10 protein-coding genes are annotated in these 10,654 nt (G+C 71.3%); 6 read left to right on the forward strand and 4 right to left on the reverse strand.

What is annotated here, in order from left to right; all coding sequences use genetic code 11:
• From CR470_RS31110 to pdhA, 3 genes are all read right to left on the reverse strand, one after another.
• The coding region (locus CR470_RS31110; RefSeq protein WP_306667822.1) for a biotin/lipoyl-containing protein at nucleotides 1-487 on the reverse strand (487 nt) is incomplete at its 3' end.
• A gap of 11 nt (nucleotides 488-498) precedes the next feature.
• Nucleotides 499-1,479, reverse strand: coding sequence for an alpha-ketoacid dehydrogenase subunit beta (locus tag CR470_RS31115; protein ID WP_007447173.1), 981 nt, complete (start codon nucleotides 1,477-1,479; stop codon nucleotides 499-501).
• Between the two features lie 2 nt (nucleotides 1,480-1,481).
• Nucleotides 1,482-2,642, reverse strand: a complete 1,161-nt coding sequence (pdhA, locus tag CR470_RS31120) for a pyruvate dehydrogenase (acetyl-transferring) E1 component subunit alpha (RefSeq protein WP_097870822.1) — start codon at nucleotides 2,640-2,642, stop codon at nucleotides 1,482-1,484.
• 347 nt (nucleotides 2,643-2,989) lie between these two features.
• Between pdhA and CR470_RS31125 the strand changes: the two genes are divergently transcribed.
• The 3 genes from CR470_RS31125 (at nucleotide 2,990) to CR470_RS31135 (ending at nucleotide 5,417) form a co-directional block, all read left to right on the forward strand.
• Complete coding sequence (locus tag CR470_RS31125; RefSeq protein WP_097870829.1) at nucleotides 2,990-3,649, forward strand: response regulator; 660 nt, start codon at nucleotides 2,990-2,992, stop codon at nucleotides 3,647-3,649.
• A 90-nt stretch (nucleotides 3,650-3,739) separates the two neighbouring features.
• On the forward strand, nucleotides 3,740-4,189 hold the full coding sequence (locus CR470_RS31130) for a pyridoxamine 5'-phosphate oxidase family protein (protein ID WP_097870823.1): 450 nt from the start codon (nucleotides 3,740-3,742) through the stop codon (nucleotides 4,187-4,189).
• Nucleotides 4,190-4,385: 196 nt separating this feature from the next.
• Complete coding sequence (locus CR470_RS31135) at nucleotides 4,386-5,417, forward strand: phosphotransferase (RefSeq protein ID WP_097870824.1); 1,032 nt, start codon at nucleotides 4,386-4,388, stop codon at nucleotides 5,415-5,417.
• 77 nt (nucleotides 5,418-5,494) lie between these two features.
• Here the strand turns inward: CR470_RS31135 and CR470_RS31140 are convergent, their stop codons facing one another.
• Nucleotides 5,495-7,084 (reverse strand): protein kinase domain-containing protein, encoded by a 1,590-nt coding sequence (locus CR470_RS31140; RefSeq protein ID WP_097870825.1) that lies wholly within the window; start codon nucleotides 7,082-7,084, stop codon nucleotides 5,495-5,497.
• A gap of 337 nt (nucleotides 7,085-7,421) precedes the next feature.
• Between CR470_RS31140 and CR470_RS31145 the strand changes: the two genes are divergently transcribed.
• The 3 genes from CR470_RS31145 to CR470_RS31155 form a co-directional block, all read left to right on the forward strand.
• On the forward strand, nucleotides 7,422-9,056 hold the full coding sequence (locus CR470_RS31145) for a protein kinase domain-containing protein (RefSeq protein ID WP_097870826.1): 1,635 nt from the start codon (nucleotides 7,422-7,424) through the stop codon (nucleotides 9,054-9,056).
• Between the two features lie 221 nt (nucleotides 9,057-9,277).
• Nucleotides 9,278-9,991: a hypothetical protein gene (locus CR470_RS31150; protein WP_257138973.1), complete on the forward strand. Its 714-nt coding sequence runs from the start codon at nucleotides 9,278-9,280 to the stop codon at nucleotides 9,989-9,991.
• Nucleotides 9,992-10,072: 81 nt separating this feature from the next.
• Nucleotides 10,073-10,654 (forward strand): PadR family transcriptional regulator (locus CR470_RS31155; protein WP_097870828.1); only part of this gene is annotated, 582 nt, incomplete at its 3' end.

Here is a 10,654-nt window from a genome sequence, read left to right on the forward strand (position 1 = left end):
CAGCCGCGTGCCCGTTCAGCTCGGCCTGCACCGCCGCCGCGACGGCGGCGGCCTCCGGCGCGGCCGACGCCCCCTTGCGCGGGCGGCGCTTGGTGGAGGACTCGGCGACGCCATAGCCCACCAGGACCGGCGTACGCCCCTTCGGCTCGGCGTCCGCCTCGGACTCCTCCACCGGCTCCTGGGCCGGAGCGGCGGCCGGGGCCGGGGCGGAGCCGCTGCCCGGGGCCACGTCGATCGCGATGATCACCTGGCCGACGTCGACGGTCGTCCCTTCGGGGAAGCGCAGCTCGTGCACCACCCCGTCGAACGGGATCGGCAGCTCGACGGCCGCCTTCGCGGTCTCGACCTCACACACGACCTGGCCGTCGGTGACGGTGTCGCCGGGCTGGACGAACCACTTGAGGATCTCGGCCTCGGTCAGTCCTTCGCCCACGTCGGGCATCTTGAACTCACGGAAACGAGCAGACGTTTCGGTCATCGTCGTCACGAACCCTCTCCTCAGAACGCCAGCGAGCGGTCGACGGCGTCGAGCACCCGGTCCAGGCCGGGCAGATACTCGTCCTCCAGCCGGGCCGGCGGGTAGGGGACGTGGTAGCCGCCGACCCGCAGCACGGGGGCTTCGAGGTGGTAGAAGCAGCGCTCGGTGATCCGGGCGGCGATCTCCGCGCCGGAGCCGTAGAAGACGGGCGCCTCGTGGACGACCACGACCCGGCCGGTCTTCTCCGCCGACGTCTGGATGGCGTCGAAGTCGATCGGGGACATCGAGCGCAGGTCCAGGACCTCGATCGACTTGCCCTCCTCCTGGGCGGCGGCGGCCGCTTCCAGGCAGACCTTCACCATCGGCCCGTACGCGACCAGCGTGAGGTCACTGCCCTCGCGGACGGTCACGGCCCTGTGCAGCGGGCCGGGGATGGACTCGGTGTCGACCTCGCCCTTGTCCCAGTAACGGCGCTTGGGCTCGAAGAAGATGATCGGGTCGTCGCTCTGGACGGCCTGCTGCATCATCCAGTAGGCGTCGCTCGCGTTGGAGGGCGAGACCACCTTCAGGCCCGCCACGTGCGCGAAGAGCGCCTCGGGGGACTCGCTGTGGTGCTCGACCGCGCCGATGCCGCCGCCGTACGGGATGCGCACGACGACCGGCAGCTTGATCTTGCCGAGCGCGCGGGCGTGCATCTTGGCGAGCTGCGTGACGATCTGGTCGTACGCGGGGAAGACGAAGCCGTCGAACTGGATCTCGACGATCGGGCGGTAGCCGCGCAGGGCCAGGCCGATCGCCGTGCCGACGATGCCGGACTCGGCGAGCGGGGTGTCGATCACCCGGTCCTCGCCGAAGTCCTTCTGGAGTCCGTCGGTGATGCGGAAGACGCCGCCGAGCTTGCCGACGTCCTCACCCATGATGAGGACCTTGGGGTCGTTGTCGAGGGCGAGGCGGAGCGACTCGTTGAGCGCTTTCGCGATGGACATCTTTTCCACGGCCATGGCTACTTGCCCTCCTCGGCAGAGTCGGCGAACGATGCCTGGTAGGCGGCGAACTGGGCCCGCTCCTCGTCCACGAGGGAGCTGCCGTCGGCGTAGCCGTGCTCGAACAGGGCCATCGGGTCCGGGTCGGGCATCGCGCGTACCGCTTCCCGCACCCGCTTGCCGAGGGTCTCGCTCTCCTCGTCCAGCGCGGTGAAGAAGGCGGCGTCCGCGAGCTTCTCCTTCTCCAGGTACGTGCGCAGCCGCAGGATCGGGTCCTTGGCCTCCCACGCGGCCCGCTCGTCGTCGGCCCGGTACTTCGTCGGGTCGTCGGAGGTGGTGTGGGCGCCCATCCGGTACGTGAACGCCTCGACGAGGGTCGGACCCTCGCCCCGGCGCGCGCGCTCCAGCGCGGAGCGGGTGACGGCCAGGCAGGCGAGGACGTCGTTGCCGTCGACCCGGACGCCGGGGAAGCCGTAGCCCTGGGCGCGCTGGTAGAGCGGCACACGGGTCTGGCGCTCGGTGGGCTCGGAGATGGCCCACTGGTTGTTCTGGCAGAAGAAGACGACCGGGGCGTTGTAGACCGCGGAGAAGGTGAACGACTCGGCGACGTCGCCCTGGCTGGAGGCCCCGTCACCGAAGTACGCGATCACGGCGGAGTCCGCGCCGTCCTTGGCGACGCCCATGGCGTAGCCGGTGGCGTGCAGCGTCTGCGAGCCGATGACGATCGTGTACAGGTGGAAGTTGTTGGTGCTCGGGTCCCAGCCGCCGTGGTTCACCCCGCGGAACATCCCGAGCAGGTTGGTCGGGTCGACGCCGCGGCACCAGGCGACCCCGTGCTCCCGGTAGGTCGGGAAGACGTAGTCGTCGTCGCGCAGGGCCCGGCCGCTGCCGATCTGGGCGGCCTCCTGGCCGAGCAGCGAGGCCCACAGGCCCAGCTCGCCCTGGCGCTGGAGGGCGGTCGCCTCGGCGTCGAAGCGGCGGGTGAGGACCATGTCCCGGTACAGGCCGCGCAGCTCGTCGGCGCTCAGGTCGATGCTGTAGTCCGGGTGCTCGACGCGCTCGCCCTCGGGCGTCAGCAGCTGTACGAGCTGGGGATCGGAACTCTGCGGCTTCTTCGCGGCGCTGGTCCGCTTGCTGGCGCGTCGCGGTTTACGCGCGGCGGCAGTGCTCTCCACGGTCACGTGCGTGCTCCTCCGTCGGTCCGGCCCCCGGGGTCTGCCGGAAACCAGTGCGGCTCGCCTGAATCCGGAGCCGTGCACGGGGTGGGTGCCGGCCGGCCGGAATCAGGCGTGACAGGTGCCCCGGCGAGCGCCCTGTCATAGGCACGTTACCCAGTGCGTCGCAGAACTGCGAAACCCTATCTGACCTGCGATTTTGCTTGGATTTCCAAGTAAATCGAAAAAATCGCGAAGCTCTGCTGGTCAGGGCACTGGAAACAGCCTTGCAGGCCGCCGGAACAACGGCACGTTATCCCGCGGATCAGCGCCAGGGAAGAGCGGAGCAGTGACGAGTGTGTGAGACTGCGATCGTGCGCGAAGATGGAAAAATCACGGTATTTCTGCTCGATGATCACGAGGTCGTCCGGCGTGGCGTCCATGAGCTGCTCTCCGTCGAGGCGGACATCGAGGTGGTCGGCGAGGCCGGGACGGCCGCGGACGCCCTGGCGCGGATCCCCGCGACGCGTCCCGACGTGGCGGTGCTCGACGTTCGGCTGCCGGACGGCAGCGGGGTGGAGGTGTGCCGGGAAATCCGTTCCCAGGACGAGAACATCAAATGCCTGATGCTCACCTCGTACGCCGATGACGAGGCGCTTTTCGACGCGATCATGGCGGGCGCCTCGGGATATGTGCTGAAGGCGATCCGCGGCAATGAACTGCTGAATGCCGTACGGGACGTGGCGGCCGGAAAATCCCTGCTGGACCCGGTGGCGACCGCCCGGGTGCTGGAGCGGTTGCGCGACGGAGGCAACGGGAAGGGCGAGGACAAGCTCGCCGGCCTCACCGAACAGGAACGCAAGATCCTGGACCTGATCGGCGAGGGCCTGACCAACCGGGTCATCGGGGAGCGCCTGCACCTCGCCGAGAAGACCATCAAGAACTACGTCTCCAGCCTGCTGTCAAAGCTGGGCATGGAGCGCCGCTCGCAGGCGGCCGCGTACGTCGCGCGGCTCCAGGCCGAGCGCCGCTGAGCAGCCGCGCGCCGCAGGGGACTTTGGTCCCGTGCCACCCGGGGCAGGCGACTCTTACGCGGCCCCTACGGCCGGGGGACAGTGGAATCCATGTCCTTCGACGAACTCCCCGCGACCGGGACGATCCGGCGGGCCCCGGCCGGCACGATCGAGCGGACCGAGCCCATCGAACTGCTCCGCCGCGTCCCGTACGGCCGCCTCGCGACCAGCATGCGGGCCCTGCCGTTCCTGACGGTGGCCCGGCACATCGTGTGCGACGGCCGCATCCTGCTGCGGATGCACGGCGGCTTCGGCCACCACGAGGCGTGCGACGGGAGCGTCGTCGCGTACGGCGCGGACAACTACAACGACGCGGCCTGCGCCGGCGGCGGCGACCTGTGGTCCGTGCAGTTCACCGGCCCCGCCGAGATCGTGTACCCCTGCCCCGAGCAGGAGCGACTGTTCGGCGCCCCGCCCGTCTCCGTCAACGGGGAGCCCTTCGCCCCGGCCTATCTCCGGGTCGATCCGCACTTCGTCACGGAACACACACTGAACTTCTGAGGCGCGCCGCGGCCCGGCGGTCTCCGACAGTCCCAGCCCTTCAGCGCACCTCCAGGCTCCCTAGCGCACCTCCGGGCCCCTTAGCGCACCTCCGGGCGTGACCGCAAGTCCGCCGAGCGGCCACGCAGAGTGATCTAACATCTGGTAAGTGCCGCGCTCATATGTCACTCGTCCACCTGTTCCCCCGGTCGGCGAGGTGCTGCGCCGTTACCCGAACGTGGGCGAGCCGCTCGCCTGCGAGCCGATCACCAAGGGCCTGCTGAACCACGGATACCGCGTCTCCACCACGAGCGGCTCCTACTTCCTCAAGCACCATCTCGACAAGAGGCACCTGGACGACGCCAGCGGGGAACGCGCCGCGATCGTGCGCCAGCACCGCGCCACCCAGCGCCTGCAGTCGCTCGGCGTGCCCGTCGTCCCGCCCCTGACGGACGCCCGGGGCGACACCGTCACGGTGATCGGCGAACGGTGCTACGCGCTGCACCCCTGGGTCGACGGCCTCCACCGGGTCGGCTCCCAGCTGACCCTCTCCCAGTCGCGTCGGCTCGGAGCGCTCCTGGGGGCCGTGCACACCGGCCTGGAACAGGTGATGGCGCCGCGCGACGGCCCTCACCCGGGAAGCCCGCCCGCCCGGCCGGGGCACCGCAGCCCGGACGCCGCCGACACCTTCGCGCTGATCGACGACCTGCTGGAAGCCGCGCGCGGGCGGGGCGGCCGGGACGCCCCCCGCGACGCCTTCGACGAACTCGCCGTGCACCGGCTCGTGGAGCGCCGCGCCCTGCTCGAACAGCACACCCACCGGCGCCCGCCCACCCCGGACGGGCCCGCCACCGGCTGGGTGCACGGGGACTTCCACCCGCTGAACCTGCTGTACCGGGGCGCCGACCCGGTCGCGATCGTGGACTGGGACCGGCTGGACGTGCAGCCGCGCGCCGAGGAGGCGGTACGGGCGGCGGCGATCTTCTTCGTCCGCCCGGCCGGGGAGCTGGACCTCGCGAAGGTACGGGCGTACGCCCGCGCGTACCGGCGGGCCGCCGGGGCGGGGGCCGCGGAGCTGGCGGCCGCCGTGCACCGGGTGTGGTGGGAGCGGCTCAACGACTTCTGGATACTTCGCTGGCGCTACCGCCTCGACGACCGCAGGGCCGACCCGCAGTTCCCCGCGGTGTCGGCCCTGGCGGTGTGGTGGACGCGGGAGTACGAGGCGGTGTGCGCGGCCTTCACGGAGTGAAGCGGTCGCACCACCGTGTGAGCCCGGCGCGCGCCACGAGGGCGCGCGCCGGGCTCAGGGGGCGTGCGGGTGGTGCGTTACGGCGTGGTGGCTCCGAGGGACGTGTCGCCGGGCGTCGTGCCCGTACCGGCGTCGTCGCCTGCCCCGCCGTCGTCGCCACCGCCTCCGCCCGGGGTGCCGGGGTCGGTGGTCGGGTCGGTGGGCTCACCGGTGGGCTCGCCGCTGTTGCCCTCGTTGGTGTTGCCGTCCGACGCACCGGAGTCCGTGCCGGTCGGGTCCGGGGACGGGCTGAACGAGGGCTTGCTCGGGGTCGGGTCCGGGGTCCACGGCGGCGGGTTGGGCTGCGTCCGGCCGCCGGTGGAGGTGTCCGGATCCTCCGGCTCGTCGCTCTCCTCCTCCTCGGACGGCGACTCCGAGGGCTTCTCCTTCTCGGACTGGCTGACCGAGGTGGACGGCGTGACCGGGTCCTTCTTCCCGCCGTCGTCCTTCGCGGCGTTGACGGCGAAGGCGACGCCCGCGCCGATCGCGACCAGCGCGAGCAGGACGAAGAGCCACATCTTGCCGCGCCCGCCGGAGCGCCGGCCGCCGCCGTCGTAGCCCCCGTCGTCCGGGTTGTACGGCGGCAGGATCGGGCCCTGCGAGGTGTCCCCGTGCATCGGGTGACCCATCGCGCGAGTGGAGCCGGACATCCCGTGCGGCGGGGTCTGACCCCCCTCGTGCAGCGCGACCGGGCCGGTGTTCCACGTGCCCGTGTGGCCGCCCTGCACCTGGAGCATCTGCAGGCTGTACTGGACGAGCCCGCGCATCTCCTCGGCGCTCTGGAACCGGTCGTCCGGGTCCTTCGCCAGCGCGCGCATCGCCATCCCGTCCAGCTCCGGCGGCACCACGTCCGAGACCTCGGACGGCGGCACCGGAATGTCCTGGACGTGCTGGTAGACCACCGAGAGCGGGGTCTCACCGGTGAACGGGGGCCGCAGCGCCAGCAGTTCGTAGAGCAGGCAGCCGGTGGCGTACAGGTCGGACCGGTGGTCGACGGCCTTGCCGAGCGCCTGTTCGGGAGAGAGGTACTGCGGGGTGCCCATGACCATGCCGGTCTGGGTCATCGTCGACTGCGCGCCGTGCAGCGCGCGGGCGATGCCGAAGTCCATCACCTTGACCGCGCCGGAATCCGTGATGATCACGTTGGCGGGCTTGATGTCGCGGTGCACGATCCCGTGCTGGTGCGAGTACGCGAGGGCTTCGAGCACCCCCGAGACGATGATCAGAGCCTGCTCGGGCGGCGGGGCCTCCGCGGTCAGGAGCAGATCGCGGATGGTGCGGCCCTCGACCAGCTCCATCACGATGTAGGGGACGGTCTGGCCGCCCACGACGTCCTCGCCCGAGTCGTACACGGCGACGATCGCGTGGTGGTTGAGGCCCGCGACGGACTGTGCCTCGCGGGTGAAGCGCGCCTTGGAGACCGGGTCCTCGGCCAGGTCGGAACGGAGCAGCTTCACCGCGACCGTACGGCCCAGCCGGACGTCCTCCGCCGCGTAGACCTCTGCCATGCCGCCCCGGCCGAGCCGGTAGGTCATCCGGTAACGTCCGTCACCGACCACGCCGCCGACACCCCAGGCGTCGGAGCCATCCGAAACTCCGCCGCCGTTTGCTTCGGAATCGGGTGCCATCAGTCCTCGCCGTCGTATCTGTCCGCGCGTCCGCGGGTTCTCACGGTGCTTTGCTGCATTGCAGCGTCACGCTACAGCCTCCGCCGGACACCCCGGTTCCGCTGCGGCAGGATCATCGGACCGCCCCGCGCGTCCTACACATGAATTTGATGCGTTTCCTGTAACGCTTCCGAGACGCTTCTTGTGCGTAGGGTCACGGAACGGGCACTCGGCTTGACGTGTCGGACCCCTGCGGCAGACTTGGCGCGTAATCGCGTTGTACGGAACCGCGTCGCACGCAACCACGTCAGACAGATACACCGCGTGCGACCGCGCGCCGCCGAGGGGGATGCAAGTCATGAGCCAGGACGGCGCACAGGGCCGCTACGCGGGCGGAGCGGTCGCGGGCGGCCGCTACCAGCTGCGCGACCTGCTCGGCGAGGGCGGGATGGCGTCCGTATACCTGGCCTACGACTCCGCTCTGGACCGCCAGGTCGCGATCAAGACCCTGCACACCGAGCTCGGGCGCGAGCAGTCCTTCCGCGAGCGCTTCCGGCGTGAGGCGCAGGCCGTCGCCAAGCTCCAGCACACCAACATCGTCTCCGTCTTCGACACCGGCGAGGACGAGCTCGGCGGTGCGCTGATGCCGTACATCGTCATGGAGTACGTCGAGGGGCAGCCGCTCGGCTCGGTGCTGGCCGCCGACATCCGCAGTCACGGCGCGATGCCGGCCGACAAGGCCCTCAAGGTGACGGCTGACGTGCTCGCCGCGCTGGAGACCAGCCACGAGATGGGCCTGGTCCACCGGGACATCAAGCCCGGCAACGTGATGATGACCAAGCGCGGCATCGTCAAGGTCATGGACTTCGGCATCGCCCGCGCCATGCAGTCCGGTGTCACCTCGATGACGCAGACGGGCATGGTCGTCGGCACCCCGCAGTACCTCTCCCCCGAGCAGGCCCTCGGCCGCGGCGTCGACGCCCGGTCCGACCTGTATTCGGTCGGCATCATGCTCTTCCAGCTGCTCACCGGCCGGATCCCGTTCGACGCCGACTCGCCGCTGGCCATCGCGTACGCGCATGTGCAGGAGGAGCCGGTCGCGCCGTCCAGCATCAACCGGTCGGTCACCCCGGCGATGGACGCCCTCGTCGCCCGCGCGCTGAAGAAGAACCCGAACGAGCGCTTCCCCAGCGCCGCCGCGATGCGCGACGAGATCGCCCGCGTGCTGAACGCCACCGGCGGCCAGACCGGCGCCCCGGTGATCGTGGCCGGCGGCGGGCCCGCCAACAGCGGCTCCGGTGTCGGCTCGGCGGTGTTCCCGCCGGTCGACCAGAGCGCTCCGGCGCCCCACAGCGTCCAGACGCCGTACCAGCCGCAACCGCAGCAGCCCCACCAGCCGGGCCCGTACAGCCAGCCGACCCCGGCGCCCACGCCGAGCTACGGCTACCCGCAGGCGGCCCAGGGCTATCAGGCCCCGGGCCCGCTGGCCCACCAGACCCCGCCGCCGTACCCGGTCAGCGCACAGCACTCGACGACCGTGGGCACCACCGGCGGCGGCTCCAAGCGGAACATGCCGGTCGTCGTCGGTTCGATCCTCGTCGCGCTGCTGGCCATCGGCGGCCTGATCACCGCGATCGCCCTCCAGGACGGCAAGGAGAACGAGGCGGGCAAGGACGGCGACCCGGGCACCAGCGAGGTGGAGGGGTACCGCCCGCCGGAGCGCAACCGGACGATGAAGGCCACGGAATGCTCGGCCGCCTCCGAGGACTCCAACGACCCGGCGAAGGTCCAGGCGCCGAACTTCGTCTACAAGGACATCCTGTCCGCGAAGGCGTGCGCGGCCGCCGCGGGATGGACGATCAAGGAGATCGAGGAGAAGGGCAACACCTACGCCGAGGGCCAGGTCGTCGGCCAGTTCCCGTCCTCCGGCGCGGCTGTTTCCGAACGCGGCGCGCACTTCGAACTACAGGTCTCCACCGGCAAGCCCTCCTGAGCACGGGTCGGAACAGATCAACGCAGATCAGCACGGAACAGCACGGAGCGCCTACGCATCGCGTGAGGACGAGCGTCACCGACCGTCATGGATGACGGGGAGACGTCCGAACGTGATCGCTGCGGGTCCACAGATCTCCGTCCCGGACCGGTATCAGGGCCCGGATTTCCGGATACCGCGTCCGGGATGCCGGATGATGGGGCCCGTGTGACGCTGATCTCATGGCTCCAGGACTTCCGGCCGCATGGTCGTCGAGGTGTGCGGTCTGTCTGATGGCGGTGGCCGGAGCGGCGCTGGGGCCGCTGGGCGGCTCCGCCCACGGTGCACCGGCACCCGACAGTCCGTCCCGCACCGCCACGCCCTCCGGGACGTCGGGCCCCGCCGCCGCGGCCCCCTCCCGTCCCGCCGCGCCACATCCCGGAACGTCGGGCTCCGCGTCCCCCTCGGCCCTCCCCTCCGCCCTTCCCCAGTCGTCCGGCGTCCCGGTCTCCGGAGCGTCGGGAACCGGCCGGGCCCCGTCCTCCCCGGCAGCGACCGTGCCCGGGGCGCAGGCCCCCGCCGGGCCCGGGGCCGACTCGCCGGCGCCCTCCTCCCCTTCCGCTTCCCCCGACGTATCCGGGTCGACCGCACCCCTGGCCGGGCGCGAGGCCGGGGCGGGCAAGGCGCGTCCCGGGCGTTCGCTGTCGCCGCTGGAGCCGGCGCGGGCCGAGGAGCCCGTCGAGGAGGACGAGCCCGAGGCCACCCTCGCCGACCCCGTCGACCTGCCCGTCTCCACCCCGCCGTCCAGCGCCTTCACCGATCCGACGCCCCGGTCCGGACAGGCTCTGGACGCCGCGTCGGTACGCCGGGTGCAGCAGGTCTCGCTCGGTACGGGCATCGCGCTGGTCGGGCTGGGGCTCGGCTTCCTCGGATTCCGTATACGCCGGGCGATCTGAGCGTCGCGCCCCCGGTCGCGCTGCGCCGGACCACGCCGCCGAGACTTGCCAGGATGAACATACTCGGTATACATACTCAGTATGTCCATTCGCCACGGCCTGCTGGCCCTGCTGGAGCGGGGCCCCCGTTACGGGTCCCGGCTCCGCACCGAGTTCGAGTCGCGCACCGGCTCCACCTGGCCCCTGAACATCGGGCAGGTCTACACGACGCTCAGCCGTCTGGAGCGCGACGGCATGATCGTCCAGGAGGGCTCGGACGACGCCGGGCACGACCTCTACGCGATCACCGAGGACGGCCGCACCGAACTGCGCAACTGGTTCGAGACACCGGTGGACCGCACCAGTCCGCCCCGTGACGAACTGGCCATCAAGCTCGCCATGGCCGTGGGGGCGCCGGGCGTCGACATCCGGGACGTCATCCAGTCCCAGCGCCACCACACGCTCAAGGCGATGCAGGACTACACCCGGCTCAAGGCCCAGGCCCTGGCCGACGTCCCGGCCAACCGCGACGAGGTCGCCTGGCTGCTCGTCGTGGAGCAGCTGATCTTCCAGGCGGAGGCCGAGGCCCGTTGGCTCGACCACTGCGAGTCCCGGCTCGTCCGCCTCGCCGAGGCCGCCGCCACCGGGCCGCCGCCGAGCCCGGCCCCGCGGCCACCCGCGGTC

This window comes from Streptomyces sp. rh34, assembly GCF_002551245.1.
Taxonomy (GTDB): domain Bacteria; phylum Actinomycetota; class Actinomycetes; order Streptomycetales; family Streptomycetaceae; genus Streptomyces.

Bases quoted from the DNA above. Each gene is read 5' to 3' on its own strand.
- CR470_RS31115 (WP_007447173.1), bottom strand. From the start codon at position 1,479: ATGGCCGTGGAAAAGATGTCCATCGCGAAAGCGCTCAACGAGTCGCTC.
- CR470_RS31130 (WP_097870823.1), top strand. From the start codon at position 3,740: ATGTCCTTCGACGAACTCCCCGCGACCGGGACGATCCGGCGGGCCCCG.
- CR470_RS31140 (WP_097870825.1), bottom strand. From the start codon at position 7,084: ATGGCACCCGATTCCGAAGCAAACGGCGGCGGAGTTTCGGATGGCTCC.
- CR470_RS31145 (WP_097870826.1), top strand. From the start codon at position 7,422: ATGAGCCAGGACGGCGCACAGGGCCGCTACGCGGGCGGAGCGGTCGCG.
- CR470_RS31150 (WP_257138973.1), top strand. From the start codon at position 9,278: ATGGCTCCAGGACTTCCGGCCGCATGGTCGTCGAGGTGTGCGGTCTGT.